Source organism: Paraburkholderia sp. MM6662-R1 (assembly GCF_050436245.1).
Taxonomy (GTDB): Bacteria; Pseudomonadota; Gammaproteobacteria; order Burkholderiales; family Burkholderiaceae; genus Paraburkholderia; species Paraburkholderia tuberum.
In genome coordinates, this window is sequence record NZ_JBNDLV010000001.1 from 1915291 (window position 1) to 1938062 (window position 22772).

Below are 22772 nucleotides of genomic sequence, written 5' to 3' on the forward strand. Positions count from 1 at the left end.
CCATGGAATTTTTCCGTTTCCGTAAAGACATTCCGTTCATGCAGCGCGCGTTGATCTTCAACGCGATCTCGCTGATCACCTTCCTCGCCGCCGTGTTCTTCCTCGTGCATCGCGGGCTGCATCTGTCGGTGGAATTCACCGGCGGTACCGTGATCGAAGTGCAGTATCCGGGCGCGGTGCCGCTCGACCCGGTGCGTAACACACTCGGCAAGCTCGGCTATGCCGACGCGCAGGTGCAGAACTTCGGCACCTCGCGCGACGTACTGATCCGTCTGCCGCTGAAGACGGGCTACACGTCCGCGCAGCAGAGCGACCAGGTGATGGGCGCGCTGAAGGCCGACACGCCGGAAGTGCAGTTGCAGCGCGTCGAGTTCGTCGGTCCGCAGGTCGGCAAGGAGCTCGCCACCGACGGTCTGCTTGCACTCGCCTGCGTGGTGGCCGGCATCGTGATCTACCTGTCGTTCCGCTTCGAATGGAAGTACGCGATCGCCGGCGTGATCGCCAACCTGCACGACGTCGTCATCATTCTCGGCTTCTTCGCGTTCTTCCAGTGGGAGTTCTCGCTGTCGGTGCTGGCCGCGGTGCTCGCGGTGCTCGGCTATTCGGTCAACGAGTCGGTCGTTATCTTCGACCGGATTCGCGAAACCTTCCGCCGCGAACGCAAGATGACCGTGATCGAAGTGATCAACCACGCAATCACCAGCACGATGTCGCGAACCGTCATCACGCACGGCTGTACGCAGATGATGGTGCTGTCGATGTTCCTGTTCGGCGGCCCGACGCTGCACTACTTCGCGCTCGCGCTGACGGTCGGTATTCTGTTCGGTATCTACTCGTCGGTGTTCGTCGCCGCGGCTCTTGCCATGTGGTTCGGCGTCAAGCGCGAAGACCTGATCAAGGACAAGAAGGAACGCGTCGATCCGGACGATCCGAACGCGGGCGCCCAGGTTTGATGCGCGCGTAACCGCTGAGGATGCGCACAATAAAAAAGGCCGGTTCTGTCGAACCGGCCTTTTGCGTTTACGTACGCCGTCGTTACCGCCTCGTTCCTAGCGGAACCCCAGCTTGCGCCGTGCGCCGATCAGCGCCGCGATGCTCAGCAGCGCGGCAAACATCACGTAGTAGCTCGGCGCTGCCTTCGAACCGGTCGCGCTGATCAGCCACGCGATGATGAACGGCCCGAAGCCGCCGAAGATCGTCACCGCGATGTTATACGCGAGCGACATGCCGGTCGTGCGCGTCTGCACCGGGAATATCTCCGACAGCAGTCCCGGCGTCGCGCCGAAGTAGCCGCTGACGAGAAAACCGAACACGATCTGCCAGACGATCAGCGTGCCGAAGCTCGGATGCGCGATCAGGAACGCGAACGCCGGATAGACGAGCACGAACAGCAGCACGGCCGCGCCCAGCATGATGCGTGTGCGTCCATGCAGGTCCGACCAATGCCCGGCCACCGGCGAGAACACCATCTGGATCAGACCCGTCACCGCGATCGCCGAGAACGCGACCGACGGCGCGAGCCCCAGTTGCCGCACGCCATAGGTCGGCATGAACAGCATCAGATACGCGGACACGGTCCCGAGGATCACCACGCCCATCGCGATCACGAGCCGCAGCTTCTGCGTCGCGAACGTATCGCGCAGCGGCGTCTGCGTCGTTTCGGCGGCGAGGAATTCGGGCGTCTCGTCGAGCCTGGTGCGGATGTAGAACGCAACGGGCCCGATCAGCAGACCGAAGAAGAACGGCACGCGCCAGCCCCACGATGCCATCTGTTCCGGCGACAGCTGGCCGGTCAGCAACGCGCCGAAACCGGCCGCGAGCAGCGTCGTCAGACCCTGGCTCGCCATCTGCCAGCTCGCGTAGAAGCCGCGCCGGCCCGGCACGTGCTCGGCGAGAAACGCAGTCGCGCTGCCGAATTCGCCGCCGGCCGAGAAGCCTTGCATCAGCCGCGCGAGCACGAGGATCAGCGGCGCGGCGAGACCGATGCTCTGGTAGGTCGGCAAAATTGCGATGATCAGCGTGCCGCTCATCATCAGCAGGATGGAAAGCGTGAGCGCCCCCTTGCGCCCGGCGCGGTCCGAGTACGCGCCGATCACGATCGCGCCGAGCGGCCGCATGAAGAATGACACGCCGAACGTGCCGAGCGTGAGCAGCAGCGATACGGTCTCGTTGCCGACCGGAAAAAACAGCTTGGAGATGGTCACGGCGAAAAAGCCGTACACCACGAGATCGAACCATTCGAGCGCGTTGCCGATCGAGGCGGCCACCACCGCGCGCCACGAATTCTGCCGGCCTCCCGCGACGCTTGCTGCTGTCGTTGCATTCATCCAGATCTCCTGTACTGCGCGAAATATTTATCGACACGAACGCATAACGTCCGCCCAGGCCATCCCGGCAACGCGCAGCACCGGCATGACTGCTTGCGCTCTATTTAACTGAAAAAATAAAGGCGATGCGAGCGACAAATGGCCGAGGCGCGCCACCATGGCCGAGGCGTTTGCAACGGGCGACAAAAAACCGCTTCGTCGGTGAACGACCAAAGCGGTTTTCGTATTGCAGCGCAGCGCGGATCGAATCGCAACAGCGGCGCGCCTACTGCTGCTTAATACCTTCCGACTGGATATGCAGGCGCGTCTGCATGCTGAAGCCGTACTTCGCGCCGAAGTCCATGCCGTAATCGGCGCGATTGAATTCGGTGCTCGCCTCGACGCCGCAGACTTCGCGCTTGAGGACCGGGTGCTGCATGCACTTGAACGAATCGATCTTCAGATTCACCGGCTTCGTGATGCCGCGAATCGTCAGCGTGCCGATCACCTCGACGGGCTTGTCGCCGTCGAACTTGATCTCGGTGCCCTTGTAGGTCACGGTCGGATACTTCTCGACGTCGAAGAACTCGGCGGCCCTCAGGTGATCGTCGAGCTTCGGGTTACCGGTCTGAACCGAAGCGGGATCGACGGTGACGTCGACGGTGCCGGTTTTGGCCGCGCGATCGAGCGTCACCGTTCCCGTGGTCTTCGTGAATTTGCCGCGCCAGATCGACAGACCGCCAAAGTGGTCGGCCTCGAAGCTCGGAAACGTATGCATCGGATCAAGCAGATAGGTATCGGCGGCGAAGGCGCCGAGCGATAGCGACGAAGCCAGCGCGCCAACAGCGATCAATATGGACGATTTCAATTCGTGCTCCTGTATTGCGTTGAAAATCGCGGTGCAACCTGCGGTGGGAAAGCGGCCGCGCCCCATGTGGCGCGGCGGACCTCGCGAGCGCCGAGCGCGTTACTTGCGCGCGGCGACGATATGAAACTTGATCACGACCTCGTCGGCGACGACCGATGTGTCCTTCCATTCGCCGGTGCCGATGTCGAACTGCGAGCGCTTGATCGGCAGCGCGCCGTCGAAGGTCTGCATCGCGCCCTGCTGGCCGACCGTGACCGGCACCACGACCGTCTCCGACTTGCCCTTGATGGTCAGCTTACCGGTCACCTTGAACTGGTTGCCGCCGGCCGGCGCGATCGCGCTCGACACGAACGTCGCGCTCGGAAAGGTCTTCGCGTCGAACCATTCCTTGCCGCGCACCTGCTCGTTGTAGCTCTCGTCGCCGAGATCGTAGCTGGCGACGTCGATGTTGAGCTGCGCGCTGCCGGCCGTCGGTTTGGCCGGATCGAAGCTGACCTGCGCGGTGAACTTGTTGAACTTGCCTTCGACCGGCACGTTCATCTGCTTCGAGGTAGCCGTCACCGAACTCTTCGCGACGTCGACCTGCGCGAGCGCCGCGCCCGCGGCGCTCAGCGACGCCGCTGCGAACGCGGCCAGCATGTAGCGATAAAACGAACCCTTCATGGTTGTCCTTATTTGAGGAAAGGGAGCATGCGCGACAGCAGGCCGTCGCGATCGAGCCATTGATGCTTGAGCGCCGCCGCGGTGTGTAGCGCGACCAGCACGAGCAACGTGTAATTCAACGCGATGTGCAGGTTCTTCAGCACTTCCTTCAGGTGCGGATCGGGCGCGATGATCCGCGGCAGCGGAATCAGCCCGAGGTAGACGACCGGCACGTTCGCCGCCGAGCTATACAGATAGCCGGACACGGGAATCACGATCATCAGCACGTACAGCAACAGATGTGTGAGATGCGCGGCGCCACGCTGCCAGGTAGGCATGCGGCGCGGCATCGGCGGCGAGGCGTGGGTCGCGCGCCACAGGATGCGCACGATCGCGAGCGCGAACACGGTCACGCCGATCCATTTGTGCCACGAGAAATAGCGCAGCTTGGTGGGCGTGAAGCCCGGGATGTCGGTCATCACCCAGCCGAGCGCAAAGCCGCAGACGATCAGCAGTGCGATCAGCCAGTGAAACGCGATGGCGGTCCGCGTGTACGACTCCCGGGTACCGAACGATGGATTGAGTGTCATGACAGATCAACGCAGGCTAATAGAAGTTAACGGCGCGCCGCGGCCAGCTATTCCGCGATCGCCGCCGCGCATCGGCGCGGCGTGCGCGGCCGATGCGGCGGACATCATCGCCACAAAAGGCCGCCGGGCATGCCACGGGCGCCATGCTACCCCAAGCGCGAAAAGCTGGCTGGAGCGCGTCGGCGGAACAGGCCCGAATTTTGCGCTGCAATGGCCCCAGGGCGCCGCGTCACCGCCCTTGCGTTGAACGATTCGGGGACGGAAAGCCCCGAAGCGACGCCATCTCAGGCCCGGACCAGCGCGCGGCGGGGACGGCGCCACGCCCCGCGCCGCGCGCGGCTCGCCTCGGTCGCGAGGCCGCGTTTGGTACTATTGCTGCTCACCGCCGCCCGACCCCTCGTAACGAGCAGGCCTTGCACGCCGCTACTACGTCGTTAGCCCATCTGCCGCATGGAACATGACAACCTGATCGCGTGCCATGAATGCGATACGCTGTTCCGCAAGCCACGGCTTGTCGGGCGCGTCGCCGCGCGTTGTCCGCGCTGCGGCGCGACGCTCTATCGCGGCGTCTCGCGCAAGCTCGACGCGATCTGCGCACTGACGCTCGCCGCGCTGATCACGTTCGTGATCGCGCAGGGCTTTCCGATCGTCGAACTCGAAACCAACGGCATCACATCACAGACTACGCTGTTCGGCGCGCTCGTCGCGCTGTGGGGCGAGAACATGCAGATCGTCGCCGTGATGGTGTTCTGCTCGACGATCCTCTTTCCGTTCACCGAACTCGTCGCGCTGCTGTACGTGCTGGTGCCGCTACGCGCCGGCTACGTGCCCGCGCACTTCAATCGCGTGCTGCGCGCGATCCAGTTCGTGCGGCCGTGGGGCATGATCGAAGTGTTCATGCTCGGCGTGCTGATCACGATCGTGAAGATGGTGAGCCTCGCGCGCGTGATTCCCGAGGCGGCGCTGTTCGCGTTCGGCGCGCTGACGCTGATGTTCGCGGTCGTCGTCACATTCGATCCGCGCGTGCTGTGGGATGTCGCCGACGAGATCGACGCGAGCGGCGAGCGGCCGTTGCCGCGCACGTCGGCCGACAGCGCGGCGGTCGCGGTCGGCTCGCTCGCCGGTCCGCCGTCGCCGTCCGCGCGCGTCGCGGGCTCGACCAGCGGCAGCGCTGGTGGCGCAACCAACAGCACGGCGGACGGCACCCCGCCCGGCTTGCCGCCCACGCCGCGCGAAGGATGAGCCCGCGATGAAATACGTCACCGCGAAACGCGCGGGCCTGCTGTCCTGCCATTCGTGCGGGCGCGTCGAACCGTGCATCCGCTCGGTCACGCCGCAGCACTGCGGCCGCTGCGGCGCGCATCTGCACTCGCGCAACCCCGACAGCCTGATGCGCACATGGGCACTGCTGATCGCCGCGGCGCTGCTGTATATCCCGGCGAACCTGCTGCCGGTGATGCACACGTCGTCGCTGCTCGGCTCCGAGGACGACACCATCATGAGCGGCGTCGTCTATTTCTGGACCTCCGGCGACTGGCCGCTCGCGATGATCGTATTCATCGCCAGCATCCTGGTGCCGATGCTGAAGCTCTCGGTGCTCGTGCTGCTCACCGCCACCGCGCAGCGCCGCTCGCGCTGGCGTCCGCAACAGCGCACGACGCTGTACCGGATGGTCGAGCGGATCGGCCGCTGGTCGATGCTCGACGTGTTCGTCGTCACGCTCACCGTGGCGCTCGTGCGTTTCAAATCGTTGGCCGAGATCACGGCCGGGCCGGGCGCGATCGCGTTCGGCTCGGTCGTGATCCTGACGATGCTGGCCTCCCTGCAATTCGATCCACGCCTCATCTGGGACCCCGTGGAAAGCCGTACCCCAACACCTCAGGATCTCGACCATGACTAGCCCGCAAGGACCGACGCCCGCCTCCGATGACGCGCCGCGCAACGATTCGAACGGACCCAGACTGCCGCCCCAACTGCCCGACCCCGAGATCGAGCCACGCAGCCGCTGGCTGCCGTCGCTCGTCTGGGTGATTCCGCTGATCGCCGCGCTGATCGGCATCGCGCTCGTGATCAGGTCGGTGACCGAGCGCGGACCCGTGATCACGATCAGCTTCATCAGCGCGGAAGGCCTCGAGCCGGGCAAGACCAAGGTCAAGTACAAGGACGTCGACGTGGGCGCGGTGAAGACGATCACGCTGTCGCCGGATCTGTCGCACGTGCTCGTGCAGGTGCAGCTCACCAAGGAAGGCGGAAAGTTCGCGGTCAAGGACTCGCGCTTCTGGGTGGTGCGTCCGCGCATCGGCGCGAGCGGCGTGTCGGGTCTGACCACGCTGCTGTCGGGCTCGTACATCGGCGCCGACGCGGGCCGCTCGACCGAAAGCGAGAGCAACTTCGTCGGCCTCGAAACGCCGCCGCCCATCACCGGCGACCAGAAAGGCCACCAGTACACGCTGCACGGCGATTCGCTCGGCTCGATCGACATCGGCTCGCCGATCTTCTACCGGCGCGTGCAGGTCGGTCAGGTGGTCGGCTTCTCGCTCGACAGGGACGGCACCGGCGTGACGATGCGGGTGTTCGTGTCGGCGCCGTTCGACCAGTACGTCGGCACCAATACGCGCTGGTGGCATGCGAGCGGCGTCGATCTGCGGCTCGATTCGAGCGGCTTCAAGCTGAATACGCAGTCGCTCGCGACGGTGATCGTCGGCGGTCTGTCTTTCCAGTCGCCGCCCGGCCAGAACATGGGCCCGCAGGCGCCGAACAACCAGACCTTCCGCCTCGGCTCGGACGAAGCGGACGCGATGCGCGAACCGGACGGCGTGGCCTTGCGCGTCGTGATGAACTTCAACCAGTCGCTGCGCGGGCTGTCGATCGGCGCGCCGGTCGATTTCCGCGGCATCGTGCTCGGCCAGGTGACCAATATCGGCATCGACTACGATCCGAAGACGCAGAGCTTCACGATGCCGGTCACGATGAACGTGTACCCGGACCGCCTCGGCAAGCGCTTCCGCGAGAGCTCGCCGCAGCCGGGCACGCTCGCCGGCGAGAACCTGATGCAGGAACTCGTCAGGCACGGCCTGCGCGGCCAGTTGCGCACCGGCAACCTGATCACGAGCCAGCTGTACGTGGCGCTCGATATCTTCCCGAAAGCGGCGCCGGCCAAGGTCGACGTGACGACCGATCCGCTCGAGCTGCCGACCATTCCGAACACGCTCGACGAATTGCAGCTGCAGGTCGCCGACATCGCGAAGAAGCTCGACAAGGTGCCGTTCGACCAGATCGGCGCGAATCTGAACACCGCGCTGAAGAACGCCGACCAGCTGTTCTCGCGTCTCGACAAGGAAGTCGTGCCGCAGGCGCGCGACACGCTGACGGCCGCGAAGCAGACCTTCAGTTCGGCCCAGGCAACCTTGCAGCAGGATTCGCCGATGCAGTCCGACGTTCATCAGGCGTTGCAGGAACTGACGCGCACGTTGCAGTCGCTGAACGCGCTGTCGGACTACCTCGAGCGTCATCCCGAATCGCTGTTGCGCGGTAAATCAGGAGATAAACCATGATGTTTGCCCGGCTCCCCCGTCCGCCGCGCGCGCTCGTACGCGGCGTCGCGTACGGCACCGCACTGGCTGCGGCTCTCGCCATCGCGGCGTGCTCGTCGCCGTCGAGCCGTTTCTATACGCTGGGTGGCGCGGATAGCGCAAGCACCGCCGCGAACGGCGCCGCGCCGGCCGTCGCGCGCACGAGCGCCGCGCCTGCCTGGCTGATCGAAGTCGCGCCGGTCAACGTGCCGCCGCAGGTGGCCAGAAATCAGCTGGTCGTGCAGACCGGGCCGACTCAGGTGCAGTTGCTCGAACAGGAGCGTTGGGCGTCGCTGCCCGGCGATGAAATCCGCCGCGCGCTGTCGACGAATCTGACCCAGCAGCTCGGCACCATCGATACGTTCGGCACCGCGCACCCCGACGACGCGGCCGTCTACCGGATCGCCATGAACGTGCAGCGCTTCGAGTCGTGGCCCGGCTCGCATGTGTTGATCGATGCGGTGTGGAGCGTGCGGGCCGTGCGCAGCAATGCGGTGATGACGTGTCGCAGCGTGGTCCGCGAGACGGTTGGCGGCGGGTACGACGCGCTCGTCGATGGACATCGGCGCGCGCTCGCGGAAGTGTCGACACAGATCGCGATGGGCGTGCGCGCGATGGCGGCAACTGCCGTCGCTTCCACGAACACGACGGGCCGGCCTTCGTCTTCGGCCAGACCCGCCGCGGCGCCGGCCGTGCCGCCCTGTCCTTCGGCGGGAACGGCCGCGGGAGCCGGCGCCTGACAGGCCCGGCTGGCGCGGCGAGCTCAACGGTGTCCGCATGCCGGCGGGCGTCGCCGGCCAAAGCGGGACGCGAGGCGAGATGACGCGACGACAGACGACGGCCCGGCGCGCCGATCGTGCCGGCCCGTCGATCTCGACCGCGTACAATAGCGCCTTATCCAACGCCTTGCGGCAACCTCAATGTCCTTCGATTTCTTCCTTCCTTGCCCGCGCGGGCTCGAAGCTCCGCTCGCGGCCGAACTCGCCGAAATTGCCGTCAAACATCTGAACGGCGCCGCCTTCACGGCCGGCGCCCAGGTACCGGGCGGCGTGCATTTTCGCGGCGGCTGGGCCGCCGGCATGGCCGCCAATCTGCACTCGCGTCTCGCGAGCCGCGTGCTGCTGAAAATCGCGGAGCGGCCTTACCGCAGCGAGCAGGACATCTATGCGCTCGCGCTCGAGCAGCGCTGGGAGCAGTGGTTCTCCGCGCACGAGACGCTGCGCGTCGACGTCACCGCGATCAAGTCGCCGCTGCGCAGTCTCGAGTTCACGACGCTGCGCGTGAAGGACGCGATCTGCGATCGTCTGCGCGAAAAAAGCGGCGCGCGGCCGAGCGTCGACACCGCGATGCCCGACGTGCGCGTGTTCGCGTTCCTGAGCGCGACCGACTGCACGCTGTACCTCGACACTTCCGGCGATCCGCTATTCAAGCGCGGCTGGCGTCTCGACAAGGGCGCGGCGCCGCTGCGCGAAAACCTCGCGGCTGGCATTTTGCGTCTGACTGGCTGGCAGGCCGACACGCCGCTCTACGATCCGATGTGCGGCAGCGGCACGTTCCTCGCGGAAGCGGCGCAGGTCGCGTTGAACATCGCGCCGGGCGTCGAGCGGCGCTTCGGCTTCGAGAAGCTCAAACAGTTCGACGCGCGGAGCTGGCAAGCGCTGAAGGGCGCCGCGCTCGAGGCGAAAAATGCGGCGCGCGGCTCGCGCGGCGCGGATCTGGAGATTTTCGGCAGCGACATCTCCGGCGACATGCTCGAAAAAGCGCGCGCGAACTTCGAGCGCGCCGGCTTGCCGCCCATTTCGCTCAAGCAGCTCGATGCGCGCGACATGACGCCGCCTGGCTCGGCGCCGGGCATCCTCGTCGCGAATCCGCCGTATGGCGAGCGGATCGAAGTGCGCGGCCGCAATGCGCGCGGCGAGCTTCGCGAAGGCCGCGGCAATCGCGACGACGACGGCTTCCGCCGCATTCAGGAAGAAGCGCCGGACAGCGAGTTTTTCCAGTTGCTCGGCAATGCGCTGAAGCAGCGCTTTGCCGGATGGCATGCGTTCATCCTGACATCGGATCGCAAGCTTCCGGGGCAACTGCGGCTGCGCGAATCGACGAAGACGCCGCTGTTCAACGGTGCGCTCGAATGCCGGCTGTTCCGCTTCGATCTGATCGCGGGCAGCGTGCGGCAGCGTCCGCAGGGCGATACGCAGGCGGGCTGAGGCTGCGTCGGTCGGGCGGCGCGCTGTCGTCGCCCTGTCGTCATCGCGTCGCTCGAAAAGCAGGCCACGCGCATGAGCGATGTGGTGGGGATGTTTCAGTTGCCGGTGGAGTGAGGCTGCCGCCTTTCCCCACCCTACTGCCACCACGCTGTCAGCAGCACCCCCGCACACTCCTTCTCACGCCATCCGGCGCTTGAACGGCCTACTGCCAACCGAAGGAGAGTGTCATGTCCGCATTGCCCAAACTCGTTGCCTGGTTCGAAATCCCGTCGGTCGATTTCGATCGCGCGGTGCGCTTTTACGAAGCCGCGCTCGACGCCCCGTTGAATCGACAGGAGATCGGCGGCCAGCCGATCGCCGTGTTCAGCTACGAGGAGCCCGCGACCGGCGGCGCGATCGTCCACAATCCGTCGATGACACCCGGCGTCGACGGCGTCACCGTCTACCTGAACGCGCTGCCCACCGTCGACGCGGCGCTTGCGCGCATCGAACGGGCGGGCGGCAAGACCGACGGCCCGGTGATCAAGCTGCCGCAGGACATCGGCTATATCGCGTTCTTCACCGATACCGAAGGCAACCGCCTCGGCCTGCATTCGCGCACCAACGGCTAAGCGCGCACCTGAAGTCGCCGCGCCCCGACCGAAGGCCGCCATGCGGCGCTATCATCGCGGGACCGTCCCCTTCCTCCTCTACCCGACGCCCACGATGACGCGCCGCGCCGACCGCCTGTTCCAGATCGCCGAGCTGCTGCGCGGCCGGCGCCTGACCACCGCGCAGCAACTAGCCGACTGGCTGAACATCTCGCCGCGCACGGTCTATCGCGACGTGCGCGATCTGCAATTGTCAGGGGTGCCGATCGAAGGCGAAGCGGGCATCGGTTATCGACTGTCGCGCTCGGCAAGTCTGCCGCCGCTGACCTTCACCGCCGACGAACTCGCCGCGCTCGCCGCCGGCGCGCGCATGCTCGAATCATGGGGTGGCGCGGGCTTCGCGAGCGGCGCGCGGGGCGCGCTGGCCAAAATCGCATCGGCGATGCCCGCCGACAAGCGCGCGACGCTCGAACGGCTCGCGATCTTCGCGCCGTCGTTTCACATCAAGGGGGATTTTTCGACGCAGCTCGACTCGCTGCATCGCGCGATCGATGCGCGCCAGGTGGTGCGCTTCGCGTACACCGACGCCAACGGCGCCGACACCGAGCGCCGCGTCTGGCCGCTCGCGCTCGCGTACTGGGGCGCGCGCTGGACGCTCGGCGCATGGTGCGAGCTGCGTGCTGATTTCCGCAACTTCGGACTGGAGAAGATGCGCGATCTCGAAGTGCTCGAGACGTATCCGGATCAGGAAGGCAGGCGGCTCGCGGATCTGCTGCGGCACGTAAACGCGAGGCCGAAAATATGAAAAGGATCGCGGCGCGACGCACCGCGATCTCATGGTCTGTTTACCGCTAACGAGCTACTCGACCGACTTCACCATATCCTCGATCACCTTGTTCGCGTCGCCGAACACCATCATCGTCTTGTCCATGTAGATGCGTTGATGGTCATTGGGTCAAGCTCACTATGAAAGCCCGCCGCATCAGGCTTACGGCCGGGGTGCCTGGCGATCCAGGCGGTTATCGCAGGTAAAACGCATTCCGGTAAGTCCAGTTACCGGCATTGACCCGACGCGAAATTTTTCGCGTCCGCGAAAAATCCCCCGACAGCGGCTCACTTATGCTCGCTCTCCTTATCGAGAGCGAGCAACGCAAGGTGGTCCTCCAGCTCGAGTCGCAAGAGCTGGAGCGTATCCAATTTCTTCACTTGCTCAGTGAAAAGCGTGTAAAGCGTCGTTCACCGCTAGCGATCTAGTCGACCGCCTTCACCATATCCTCGATCACCTTCTTCGCGTCGCCGAACACCATCATCGTCTTGTCCATGTAGAACAGGTCGTTGTCGAGCCCGGCGTAGCCCGCCGCCATCGAGCGCTTGTTGACGATCACGGTGCGCGCCTTGTACGCCTCGATGATCGGCATGCCCGCGATCGGCGACTTCGGATCGTTCTTCGCGGCCGGATTCACCACGTCGTTCGCGCCGAGCACGAGCACCACGTCGACCTGGCCGAACTCGCCGTTGATGTCCTCCATCTCGTACACCATGTCGTACGGCACTTCGGCCTCGGCGAGCAGCACGTTCATGTGACCCGGCATGCGGCCGGCCACCGGGTGAATGGCGTACTTCACCTCGATGCCCTTCTCGACCAGCTTGTCGGTCAGCTCCTTCAACGCATGCTGCGCGCGCGCGACGGCCAGCCCGTAGCCCGGCACGATCACGACCGTTTCCGCGTTACCCATCATGAACGACGCGTCATCGGCCGAACCCGATTTCACCGGACGCTGCTCCGCCGCGCCGCCCGCGGCCGCGCCCGGCTCGTTGCCGAAGCCACCGAGGATCACGTTGAAGAACGAGCGGTTCATCGCGCGGCACATGATGTACGACAGGATCGCACCCGACGACCCCACCAGCGACCCGGCGATGATCAGCATCGGATTGTTCAGCGAAAAGCCGATGCCCGCCGCCGCCCAGCCCGAGTACGAGTTCAGCATCGACACGACGACCGGCATGTCCGCGCCGCCGATCGGAATGATGATCAGCACGCCGAGCACGAACGCGATGATCGTCATGATGATGAACGGCAGCCACGACTGCGTGAGGAAGAAGAGGACGCCGAAGCCGAGCATCGCGAGCGCGAGCATCAGGTTGATCAGATGCTGGCCGCCGTAGACGACCGGCGCACCCTGAAACAACCGGAACTTGTACTTGCCCGACAGCTTGCCGAACGCGATCACCGAGCCGCTAAAAGTAATCGCGCCGACGAACGTGCCGATGAACAGTTCGATGCGGTTGCCGTAAGGCAGGAAGCCCTCGATCGGCACGTCGGGATCGACGAGGCCGAACGCGGCGGGCTCCGACACCACCCCATACGCGATGCACACGGCCGCGAGACCGATCAGCGAGTGCATCGCCGCGACAAGTTCAGGCATCTTGGTCATCTCGACGCGCGCGGCGACGAACGCGCCGATCGCGCCGCCGATCACGAGCCCGAACAGCAGCAGGCCGAGCCCGAGACCGAGATTGGAGCCAAGTACTTCGGCCTGCCGCGAGATCAGCGCGATGGTCGTCAGAATCGCGATCGCCATGCCGACCATGCCGAAGGTATTGCCGACGCGCGCGGTCTTCGGATTGGACAGCCCCTTGAGCGCCTGGATGAAGCAGACCGACGCGACCAGATACAGCAGCGTGACGACGTTCAGGCTCATTTACGTACCCTCCTTGCCGCCAGCCGGTAGTTTCCTGGGTTCTTTCTTCTTGAACATCTCGAGCATTCGCCGTGTGACGAGGAATCCGCCGAACACGTTGACGGCCGCGAGCGCCACCGCGATCGTGCCGAAGAACTTGCCGGCGCTGCCGACGGTGAGACCCGCCGCGAGCATCGCGCCGACGATCACGATCGCCGAGATCGCATTGGTCACCGCCATCAGCGGCGTATGCAGCGCGGGCGTGACGTTCCAGACCACGTGATAGCCGACGTAGATCGCCAGCACGAAGATGATCAGGTTGATCACCGTGTGATTGATGACTTCCATCTTCGGCTTCCCCCTATGCGTTGCGCGCGACCTGGCCGTCGCGAGCCAGCAGCGTGGCCGCGACGATGTCGTCCGCGAGATCGATGTTCAGCGTGCCTTCCTTGGCGATAATCAGCTTCAGGAAGTCGAGCACGTTGCGCGCGTACAGCGACGACGCGTCGGCGGGCACCATCGCGGCGAGATTCGTGTAGCCGACGATCTGCACGCCATAGCGCACCACCACCTGGTCCGCCTCGGTCAGCGGACAATTGCCGCCGCGCCGGCCGTCGACTTCGGGGCCGCGGCCGGCCGCGAGGTCGACGAGCACCGAGCCCGGTTTCATCGCCTGCACGGTTTCGACCGACAGCAGCGTCGGCGCGGGGCGGCCTGGAATCAGCGCGGTCGAAATGACGATGTCGGCCTGCTTTGCGCGCTCGTGCACCAGCGCCGACTGGCGCGCGAGCCACGACGGCGGCATCGGCCGTGCATAGCCGCCCACACCTTGCGCGGCCTCGCGCTCCTCGTCGGTCTCGTAGGGCACGTCGAGGAACTTCGCGCCGAGCGACTCGATCTGCTCCTTGACGGCCGGGCGCACGTCGGACGCCTCCAGCACGGCGCCGAGGCGCTTCGCGGTGGCGATCGCCTGCAGGCCAGCCACGCCCGCGCCGAGAATCAGCACGCGCGCGGCCTTCACGGTGCCGGCCGCGGTCATCAGCATCGGCATGAAGCGCGGATAGAGCGTCGCCGCGAGCAGCACCGCCTTGTAGCCGGCGATGTTCGCCTGCGACGACAGCACGTCGAGGCTCTGCGCGCGCGTGGTGCGCGGCGCGGCTTCGAGCGCGAACGCGGTGACGCCGGCCGCGGCGAGCTTGCCCGCGTTGTCGGCGTTGAACGGATCGAGCATGCCGACCAGCGTCGCGCCGCGCTTGAGCAGCGGCAGTTCGGAATCGGTGGGGGATTGGACTTTGAGGACGAGATCTGCGCCGAATGCAGTGGCGGCATCGACGATTTCCGCGCCCACGGCCGTATAGGCGTCATCGGGAAAGCTCGCGCCGGCGCCGGCGCCGCTCTGGAGCGTGACCCGGTGGCCTTGCGCCACGTACTTCTTGACCGTCTCGGGCGTCGCGGCAACGCGGGTTTCATGCGCGCGCGTCTCGGCTGGCACTCCGATGTGCATCGTTGTTCCTCCTCGACTTCCTGTTTGACGACAGACCTGCCGACGAGGCTCGCCGGCTTGCACATGCAACGGCTAACGCAGGCCCCACTTTAACCGGAAACCGCCACATCACAAATATCGGGGTCGATGCGAATGCGCGACAGACCGCCAAACTGTTACGAATCGGTCGCGATGCCACCTCGAACACGCTGCGAACCGGCTGCCAGCGGTCACCAGGCAGCCGGCGCGCATAACCGGTAAAATGCGCACCCATGAAATCGGAAACCTGGCGGCCGCACGTGACCGTCGCGGCGATCGTCGAGCGTGACGGGCGCTTCCTGCTAGTCGAGGAACACACTGCCGCCGGCCTGCGCCTGAACCAGCCCGCCGGCCACCTCGAGGCGGGCGAAACGCTGCTGGAAGCGGTGATCCGCGAAACGTTCGAGGAAACCGCGCATCCGTTCGCGCCCGAGGCGCTCGTCGGCATGTACATGACCCACTTCGAGCTGCCGGACCGCGCGGGCACCACGTACCTGCGCTTCACCTATTGCGGCGCGGGCGGCGAACCGGACCCGGCGAGTTCGCTCGATCCCGACATCGTCCGCACGCTGTGGATGAGCGCCGATGAGTTGCGCGCGTGCCCCGAGCGGCATCGCACGCCGCTCGTGATGCAGTGCATCGACGATTACCTGGCCGGCCGGCGTTTCCCGCTCGACGTCGTCCATACGCATTCGGTTGCGCCGAAGCAATAGGGCCGTCACGAGCGGCCCCATAGATCCATGCGCAGTCATGCAGCACCCAGTGAGTACCTTATGAGCAAGCGCAAAGTCGTAGTAGGCATGTCGGGCGGCGTCGATTCGTCGGTCACCGCGTGGCTGCTAAAGGAACAGGGCTATGACGTGGTCGGCCTGTTCATGAAGAACTGGGAAGACGACGACGACAGCGAATACTGCTCGACGCGCCAGGACTGGATCGACGTGGTGTCGGTGGCGGACCTGATCGGCATCGACGTCGAGGCGGTCAACTTCGCGGCCGAGTACAAGGACCGCGTGTTCGCCGAATTCCTGCGCGAATATTCGGCCGGCCGCACGCCGAACCCGGACGTGCTGTGCAACGCCGAGATCAAGTTCAAGGCCTTCCTCGATCACGCGATGTCGCTCGGCGCGCAAACGATCGCGACCGGCCACTACGCGCGCGTGCGCGAGAACGATGGCCGCTTCGAGCTGCTGAAGGCGCTCGACCATACCAAGGACCAGTCGTACTTCCTGCATCGGCTGAACCAGGCGCAGCTGTCGAAAACACTGTTCCCGCTCGGCGAAATTCCCAAGACGAAGGTCCGCGAGATCGCCGCGCAGATCGGCCTGCCGAACGCGAAGAAGAAGGATTCGACCGGCATCTGCTTCATCGGCGAGCGGCCTTTCCGCGACTTCCTGAACCGCTATCTGCCGACCAGGCCGGGCCCGATGAAGACCACCGACGGCAAGATCGTCGGCGAGCACATCGGCCTCGCGTTCTACACGTTCGGCCAGCGCAAGGGCATCGGTCTCGGCGGCAGCAAGGACGGCAGCGGCGAGCCCTGGTTCGCCGCCGGCAAGGATATTCCGACGAATACGCTGTACGTCGCGCAGGGACACGACCATCCGTGGCTGCTGTGCCATACGCTGTCGGCGGGCAACACGAGCTGGGTCGCGGGCGAGCCGCCGGCCGACGGCTTCGCGTGCGGCGCGAAGACGCGCTACCGGCAGGCCGACGCGGCGTGCACGTTCAACGCCTCGGCGGGAGGCGGTTCGGGCGAAGGCCTCTTCGAACTGACCTTCGACGCCGCGCAATGGGCCGTCACGCCGGGCCAATCGGCGGTGCTGTATGACGGCGACGTGTGCCTCGGCGGCGGCATCATCGAACGCGCGATGACCGGGCAACCGGCCGAGCTGCCGCAGGATCAGGCGCCGAAGCAAACCCGCGCGCAGCGTCGCAAGCAGGCGCACAAGCCAAAGCAGCCGCAAGGCCAGCCGCGGGACGAGCCGCAAACCCCGCGGCAAAAAGCGGCTCTGCTCGGCGCGCGTTGAGCGATGCATAACGGCGGGCGCGGTGGGTCGTACCATTCCGGCAGGTTCGCGCCGTTCACCATGTTTGCCCCGCCTGGCGCGCATTCACACACACTTCACCTTCGCGTGCGACGCTTGGCTTCCATTCGCAGGCCTTATCTTCGGGCTTCGCCGGTCCGCGTCGCACCGTGACCCGCAACCGCCAGCTTTCCTTCGCGACCGATACCGCCCGCGCTCCCGTGCGGACGATGCCGCCGCAATGATCTTCACTGCACTGGAGTCCCCATGTTTTCTCAACGCTATCTGGCCATGTGGTGCGCAATCGCCCTCACCGCGGTATGTGCCGCGCTCGCCGCGACGCATCACCTGTCGTGGTTCTGGATCCTCGTGCCGGCCGCGCTCGTCGCGCTCGGCGTGTTCGACCTGAGCCAACAGCGCCATGCAATCCTGCGCAATTACCCGCTGTGGGGCCACCTGCGTTTCATTTTCGAATCCATCCGCCCGGAAATCCGTCAGTATTTCGTCGAAGACGATACCGACGAGAAGCCGTTCTCGCGCGCGCAACGCAGCATCGTCTATCAGCGCTCGAAGAACGATGTCGACAGCCGCCCATACGGCACGCGGATCGACGTGAAGGCGGTCGCGCACGAATGGATCAGCCACTCGCTCGCGCCGACCACGCTCGACGGTCACGACTTTCGCATCGTCGTCGGCCCCGATCGCGGGCAGCCGTATTCGATGTCGATCTTCAACGTGTCGGCGATGAGCTTCGGCTCGCTATCGGCCAATGCGATCATGGCGCTGAACCTCGGCGCGAAGAAAGGCAACTTCGCGCACGACACCGGCGAAGGTTCGATGTCGAAATATCATCGCGAACATGGCGGCGACATCATCTGGGAAATCGCGTCCGGCTATTTTGGATGCCGTAACGACGACGGCACCTTCAACGCGGAGAAGTTCGCGAAGCAGGCCGCCGAACCGCAGGTGAAGATGATCGAGGTGAAGCTGTCGCAAGGCGCGAAGCCCGGTCACGGCGGCGTGCTGCCGGGCGCGAAGATCACGCCCGAAATCGCCGAGACGCGCGGCGTGCCGATGGGCCGCGACTGCATCTCGCCGGCGACGCACTCCGAGTTCTCGACGCCGCGCGAGCTGCTCGAATTCGTCGAGCGGCTGCGCACGCTGTCGGGCGGCAAGCCGACCGGCTTCAAGCTGTGCATCGGGCATCCGTGGGAATTCTTCGGTATCGCGAAGGCGATGCTGGAAACGGGCATTCTGCCGGACTTCATCGTCGTGGACGGCGCGGAAGGCGGCACCGGCGCGGCACCGCTCGAATTCACCGATCACGTCGGCGTGCCGTTGCAGGAGGGGCTGCTGCTCGTGCACAACACGCTGGTCGGCATCGGTCTGCGGCAACGCATCCGCATCGGCGCGAGCGGCAAGATGATCACCGCGTTCGATATCGCGAAGACGCTCGCGATCGGCGCGGACTGGGTCAACGCGGCGCGCGGCTTCATGTTCGCGGTCGGCTGCATCCAGGCGCAGACCTGCCATACCGGCCGCTGCCCGACCGGCGTCGCGACCCAGGACCCGGTGCGCCAGCGTGCGCTGGTGGTGCCGGACAAGGCCGATCGCGTGTTCAACTTCCACCACAACACGCTGCACGCGTTGCAGGAAATCATCCAGGCCGCCGGGCTCCGGCATCCGGCTGAGTTGCGCGCGCATCACATCGTGCGGCGCGTGTCCTCGCATGAGGTGCGGCTGATGTCGGATCTGCTCAAATATCTCGAACCGAACGACCTGCTCAACGGCAACTATCGCTATACACTGTTCGAGACGTACTGGCCGATCGCGCAAAGCGATTCGTTCTCGCCGAAGGCGGAGCTGGCGGCGAGCTGAACGTGCGCGCGGCCCTTGCCGCGTCGCCTGTCGCCCAAAAACCGCATCGCGGCCCGTCCGACCCCGCAAAACGGGCCGCCCCCCTTCCTTTCCGTTAAAATCTCCGGTTTAGCACTTCGCTCCACGACCCCCTCGCGCGCTTAGGCGCGCGCGGCATGGCCCCATGCCCGAAAGGCACTTCATGCTCACGTTTCAGCAAATCATCCTGACCTTGCAGTCCTACTGGGACAAGCAGGGCTGCGCGTTGCTCCAGCCGATCGACATGGAAGTCGGCGCGGGCACGTCCCACGTCCATACGTTCCTGCGCGCGATCGGCCCCGAGCCGTGGCGCGCCGCCTACGTGCAGCCGTCGCGCCGCCCGAAAGATGGCCGCTACGGCGAGAACCCGAACCGTCTGCAGCACTACTACCAGTATCAGGTGGTGCTCAAGCCCGCGCCGGAAAACATTCTCGACCTGTACCTCGGCTCGCTCGAAGCGCTCGGCTTCGACCTGAAGCAGAACGACGTGCGTTTCGTCGAGGACGACTGGGAAAACCCGACGCTCGGCGCATGGGGGCTGGGCTGGGAAGTGTGGCTGAACGGCATGGAAGTGACGCAGTTCACGTACTTCCAGCAGGTCGGCGGTCTAGACTGCAAGCCGGTGCTCGGCGAAATCACCTACGGTCTCGAGCGCCTCGCGATGTATCTGCAGAAGGTCGAGAACGTCTACGACCTCGTCTGGACCGAGTGGGAAGAACAAGGCCCGAACGGCCCCGAACTGCGCCGCCTGACCTACGGCGACGTGTATCACCAGAACGAGGTCGAGCAGTCCACCTACAACTTCGAGCACGCGAACGTCGATCTGCTGTTCACTTTCTTCAACAGCTACGAAGCGGAAGCGAAGCGCATGATCGATGCGCAGATCGCGCTGCCCGCCTATGAGCTCGTGCTGAAGGCCGGCCACACGTTCAACCTGCTCGACGCGCGCGGCGCGATTTCGGTCACGGAACGCGCGGCGTACATCGGCCGGATTCGCGCGCTGTCGCGTCTGGTCGCGCAGGCCTACTACGACTCGCGCGAAAAGCTCGGCTTCCCGATGCTCGGCAATCCGGTGCACGGCGTGCCCGGCCTCACCACCGACGAGCAGGACGCCGCGATGCCCGCGTGGGCGCCGCCGCTGAAAGTCGAACGCAAGATCGACCAGGACTGACGAGAACTTCAATCAATGACTCAATCTCAACACGCTACCCTGCTCGTCGAGCTGCTGACCGAAGAACTGCCGCCGAAGGCGCTCGCCCGTCTCGGCGACGCCTTCGCCGAAGGTATTGCGCAGCGCCTCGCAGCGCGCGACCTGATCGACGGCGAGCCGTCGTTCGAACGCTTTGCCACGCCGCGTCGTCTCGCGGTGACGATTCACAACGTGCGCGCGCTCGCGCCGGAAAAACACGTGCGCGAAAAAGTGCTGCCGGTTTCCGTCGCGCTCGATAAAGACGGCCAGCCCACCGCGCCGCTCGCGAAGAAACTCGCCGCGCTCGGCTTCCCCGACTTCACGGTGAACGATCTCGAACGCGCCCAGGACGGTAAAGCCGAAGCGTTCTTCCTGCGCTACGCGGCGCCGGGCGCGACGCTCGCCGACGGCCTGCAAGGCGCGCTCGACGAAACGCTCGCGAAGCTGCCGATCGCAAAGCCGATGACGTATCAGCGCCCGGACGGTTCGAGCGTGCAGTTCGTGCGCCCGGTGCATCGACTGACCACGCTGCACGGCGAAGAGGTCGTGCCGGTCAGCGTGCTCGGCATCGACGCCGACGACACCACGCTCGGCCACCGCTTCCTGTCCGAAGGCTTCGTGCAGATCCAGCACGCGCAGTCGTATGCCGAAACGCTCGAACACAGAGGCCGCGTGATCGCGAGCTTCGCGAAGCGCAAGGAAGCGATCCGCTCGCAACTGCTCGCGCAAGCCGGTGACGACAAGGTCGTGATGCCCGAAGCGCTGCTCGACGAAGTGACGTCGCTGGTCGAATGGCCGGTCGTCTATGAGTGCCGCTTCGAGGACGAATTCCTGCAAGTGCCGCAGGAATGCCTGATCCTGACGATGCAGACGAACCAGAAGTACTTCGCGCTGACCGATGCGAACGGCAAGCTGCGCTCGCGCTTCCTGATCGTGTCGAACATCGAGACGGCGACGCCGGTCGAGATCGTCGAAGGCAATGAGCGCGTGGTGCGTCCGCGTCTCGCCGATGCGAAGTTCTTCTTCACGCAAGACAAGAAGAAGCCGCTCGCGGATCGCGTGCCACTGCTCGCGAACGTCGTTTATCACAACAAGCTCGGCTCGGCGCTGCAACGCGTGGAGCGGCTCGAAGGGCTGGCCGGCGCGATCGCCGCACTGACCGGCGCCAACGTCGCGCTCGCGACGCGCGCCGCGCGCCTCGCGAAAGCCGACCTGATCACCGACATGGTCGGCGAATTCCCCGAGCTGCAAGGCACGATGGGCACGTACTACGCGCGCCACGACGGCGAGCCGGAAGAAGTCGCGCTCGCATGCTCGGAACACTACCAGCCGCGCTTCTCGGGCGACGCCTTGCCCACCACCGCGACCGGCACCGTCGTCGCGCTCGCCGACAAGCTCGAAACGCTGGTCGGCATCTGGGGCATCGGCCTGCAGCCCACCGGCGAGAAAGACCCGTTCGCGCTGCGCCGTCATGCGCTCGGCGTGCTGCGCATTCTGGTCGAGAAACAGTTGAACGTCGACTTCGTCGAGCTGCTGCGCATCGCTTATGCGCAATTCGCCGGCGTGCCGAACGTCGCCGATTCGACCGACGCGATCTACGAGTTCAGCATGGACCGCCTGCGCGGCCTGCTGCGCGAACGCGGCTACGCGGCCGGCGAAATCGACGCGGTGCTCGCGCTGAACCCGACGCGGCTCGACGACCTCGTCGCGCGCCTCGACGCGGTGCGCGAATTCGCGTCACTGGCCGAAGCGGCGTCGCTCGCGGCGGCCAACAAGCGTATCTCGAACATCCTGAAGAAGTCGGAAGGCGTGACGAACGGCAGCGTGCAGCCCAGCTTGCTCACCGAGGCAGCGGAGAAGGCGCTCAACGCGCAGCTCGAACAGGTCACGCCGCGCGTGCAATCGCAACTGGCCGTGCGCGACTACACCGGCGCGCTGACGGCGCTGGCCGCGCTGCGCGAACCGGTGGACACGTTCTTCAACGACGTGATGGTCAACGCCGAAGACCCCGCGTTGCGCGCGAACCGTCTGGCTCTGCTCGGCGCGCTGCATCAGCAGATGAACTGCGTCGCCGATATTTCCCGACTCGCCGCCTGAGCACTGCGCCATGCCGATCAAGAAAGTGGTGATCCTCGACCGCGACGGTGTGATCAACGTCGACTCCGACGCGTTCATCAAGTCGCCGGACGAATGGGTCGCGCTGCCCGGCTCGCTGGAAGCGATCGCACGCCTGAACCACGCCGGCTATCGCGTCGCAGTCGCGACGAACCAGTCGGGCATCGGCCGCGGTCTGTTCGACATGGATGCGTTGAACGCGATGCATCTGAAGATGCACCGGATGGCGGCAGCGGTCGGCGCGCGCATCGAAGCGGTGTTCTTCTGCCCACACACGGCGGAAGATCACTGCGAATGCCGCAAGCCGAAGCCGGGCATGCTGAAGATGATCACCGAGCGTTTCGAGGTCGATCCGGCGCATACGCCGACGGTCGGCGATTCTCTGCGCGATCTGCAGGCGGGCGCTGCGCTCGGTCACCCGGTTCATCTGGTGCTGACCGGCAAGGGCCGCAAGACCCTCGCCGCGGGCGGCTTGCCCGAAGGCACGATCGTGCACGACGACCTGCGCGCGTTCGCGCTCGACTTTCTCGCCGACGCTCAGGAATAAACGCGCGCACCGCGCTCCCACCC

Annotated in this window: 21 protein-coding genes; 14 read left to right on the top strand and 7 right to left on the bottom strand. The window is 65.5% G+C overall.

What is annotated here, in order from left to right:
* Positions 1 to 2: 2 nt before the first annotated feature.
* Entirely contained in the window at positions 3 to 953 is a 951-nt protein-coding gene (secF, locus tag OKW39_RS09040) for a protein translocase subunit SecF (RefSeq protein ID WP_090803074.1), read from the top strand.
* Positions 954 to 1049: 96 nt separating this feature from the next.
* Here secF and OKW39_RS09045 read toward each other — a convergent pair whose 3' ends face one another.
* The 4 genes from OKW39_RS09045 to OKW39_RS09060 all read right to left on the bottom strand — a co-directional run bounded on the left by OKW39_RS09045 (position 1050) and on the right by OKW39_RS09060 (position 4406).
* On the bottom strand, positions 1050 to 2327 hold the full coding sequence (locus tag OKW39_RS09045) for an MFS transporter (protein ID WP_090803073.1): 1278 nt from the start codon (positions 2325 to 2327) through the stop codon (positions 1050 to 1052).
* Positions 2328 to 2592: 265 nt separating this feature from the next.
* The gene (locus tag OKW39_RS09050; protein ID WP_090805592.1) at positions 2593 to 3162 is read right to left on the bottom strand and encodes a YceI family protein; all 570 of its coding nucleotides are present in this window, start codon (positions 3160 to 3162) and stop codon (positions 2593 to 2595) included.
* A gap of 111 nt (positions 3163 to 3273) precedes the next feature.
* A complete protein-coding gene (locus OKW39_RS09055; RefSeq protein ID WP_429356607.1) occupies positions 3274 to 3837 on the bottom strand; it encodes a YceI family protein in 564 nt (187 codons plus the stop codon).
* Between the two features lie 8 nt (positions 3838 to 3845).
* The gene (locus tag OKW39_RS09060) at positions 3846 to 4406 is read right to left on the bottom strand and encodes a cytochrome b (protein ID WP_184034542.1); all 561 of its coding nucleotides are present in this window, start codon (positions 4404 to 4406) and stop codon (positions 3846 to 3848) included.
* Between the two features lie 450 nt (positions 4407 to 4856).
* On the opposite strand from OKW39_RS09060, the gene OKW39_RS09065 reads away from it, so the two are divergent.
* The 7 genes from OKW39_RS09065 to OKW39_RS09095 all read left to right on the top strand — a co-directional run bounded on the left by OKW39_RS09065 (position 4857) and on the right by OKW39_RS09095 (position 11580).
* Positions 4857 to 5648 (top strand): paraquat-inducible protein A, encoded by a 792-nt coding sequence (locus OKW39_RS09065; RefSeq protein WP_429562464.1) that lies wholly within the window; start codon positions 4857 to 4859, stop codon positions 5646 to 5648.
* 7 nt (positions 5649 to 5655) lie between these two features.
* Positions 5656 to 6306, top strand: a complete 651-nt coding sequence (locus OKW39_RS09070; RefSeq protein WP_429562465.1) for a paraquat-inducible protein A — start codon at positions 5656 to 5658, stop codon at positions 6304 to 6306.
* Complete coding sequence (locus tag OKW39_RS09075) at positions 6299 to 7960, top strand: intermembrane transport protein PqiB (RefSeq protein WP_429562466.1); 1662 nt, start codon at positions 6299 to 6301, stop codon at positions 7958 to 7960. The genes OKW39_RS09070 and OKW39_RS09075 overlap by 8 nt, the downstream gene beginning before the upstream one ends.
* Positions 7957 to 8718: a PqiC family protein gene (locus OKW39_RS09080; protein WP_429562467.1), complete on the top strand. Its 762-nt coding sequence runs from the start codon at positions 7957 to 7959 to the stop codon at positions 8716 to 8718. Before OKW39_RS09075 ends, OKW39_RS09080 begins: the two co-directional genes overlap by 4 nt.
* A gap of 180 nt (positions 8719 to 8898) precedes the next feature.
* Positions 8899 to 10185 carry a THUMP domain-containing class I SAM-dependent RNA methyltransferase gene (locus OKW39_RS09085; RefSeq protein WP_429562468.1) on the top strand — a complete coding sequence of 429 codons (1287 nt, stop codon included), beginning with the start codon at positions 8899 to 8901 and terminating at the stop codon, positions 10183 to 10185.
* Positions 10186 to 10412: 227 nt separating this feature from the next.
* Positions 10413 to 10796 (top strand): VOC family protein, encoded by a 384-nt coding sequence (locus tag OKW39_RS09090; RefSeq protein WP_184034560.1) that lies wholly within the window; start codon positions 10413 to 10415, stop codon positions 10794 to 10796.
* A gap of 40 nt (positions 10797 to 10836) precedes the next feature.
* Positions 10837 to 11580, top strand: a complete 744-nt coding sequence (locus tag OKW39_RS09095) for a helix-turn-helix transcriptional regulator (protein ID WP_429294501.1) — start codon at positions 10837 to 10839, stop codon at positions 11578 to 11580.
* 445 nt (positions 11581 to 12025) lie between these two features.
* Here OKW39_RS09095 and OKW39_RS09100 read toward each other — a convergent pair whose 3' ends face one another.
* From OKW39_RS09100 to OKW39_RS09110, 3 genes are read right to left on the bottom strand one after another with little or no spacing between them, the layout of a single operon-like run.
* Positions 12026 to 13477: an NAD(P)(+) transhydrogenase (Re/Si-specific) subunit beta gene (locus OKW39_RS09100; protein ID WP_090803056.1), complete on the bottom strand. Its 1452-nt coding sequence runs from the start codon at positions 13475 to 13477 to the stop codon at positions 12026 to 12028.
* Complete coding sequence (locus OKW39_RS09105) at positions 13478 to 13804, bottom strand: NAD(P) transhydrogenase subunit alpha (RefSeq protein WP_018419437.1); 327 nt, start codon at positions 13802 to 13804, stop codon at positions 13478 to 13480.
* A gap of 13 nt (positions 13805 to 13817) precedes the next feature.
* Positions 13818 to 14960, bottom strand: coding sequence for a Re/Si-specific NAD(P)(+) transhydrogenase subunit alpha (locus tag OKW39_RS09110; RefSeq protein WP_429562469.1), 1143 nt, complete (start codon positions 14958 to 14960; stop codon positions 13818 to 13820).
* Between the two features lie 251 nt (positions 14961 to 15211).
* Here OKW39_RS09110 and OKW39_RS09115 point away from each other — a divergent pair, with 251 nt between their 5' ends.
* The 6 genes from OKW39_RS09115 (at position 15212) to gmhB (ending at position 22749) form a co-directional block, all read left to right on the top strand.
* On the top strand, positions 15212 to 15691 hold the full coding sequence (locus OKW39_RS09115; RefSeq protein WP_429562470.1) for an NUDIX hydrolase: 480 nt from the start codon (positions 15212 to 15214) through the stop codon (positions 15689 to 15691).
* 60 nt (positions 15692 to 15751) lie between these two features.
* Positions 15752 to 17005 carry a tRNA 2-thiouridine(34) synthase MnmA gene (mnmA, locus tag OKW39_RS09120; protein WP_429562471.1) on the top strand — a complete coding sequence of 418 codons (1254 nt, stop codon included), beginning with the start codon at positions 15752 to 15754 and terminating at the stop codon, positions 17003 to 17005.
* Positions 17006 to 17269: 264 nt separating this feature from the next.
* Positions 17270 to 18880 carry an FMN-binding glutamate synthase family protein gene (locus OKW39_RS09125; protein ID WP_187611142.1) on the top strand — a complete coding sequence of 537 codons (1611 nt, stop codon included), beginning with the start codon at positions 17270 to 17272 and terminating at the stop codon, positions 18878 to 18880.
* A gap of 181 nt (positions 18881 to 19061) precedes the next feature.
* Positions 19062 to 20069, top strand: coding sequence for a glycine--tRNA ligase subunit alpha (gene glyQ / locus OKW39_RS09130; protein ID WP_013088411.1), 1008 nt, complete (start codon positions 19062 to 19064; stop codon positions 20067 to 20069).
* Positions 20070 to 20084: 15 nt separating this feature from the next.
* The gene (gene glyS / locus OKW39_RS09135; protein WP_429362369.1) at positions 20085 to 22184 is read left to right on the top strand and encodes a glycine--tRNA ligase subunit beta; all 2100 of its coding nucleotides are present in this window, start codon (positions 20085 to 20087) and stop codon (positions 22182 to 22184) included.
* A gap of 10 nt (positions 22185 to 22194) precedes the next feature.
* Positions 22195 to 22749 (top strand): D-glycero-beta-D-manno-heptose 1,7-bisphosphate 7-phosphatase, encoded by a 555-nt coding sequence (gene gmhB, locus OKW39_RS09140; protein WP_090803046.1) that lies wholly within the window; start codon positions 22195 to 22197, stop codon positions 22747 to 22749.
* Positions 22750 to 22772: the final 23 nt, after the last annotated feature.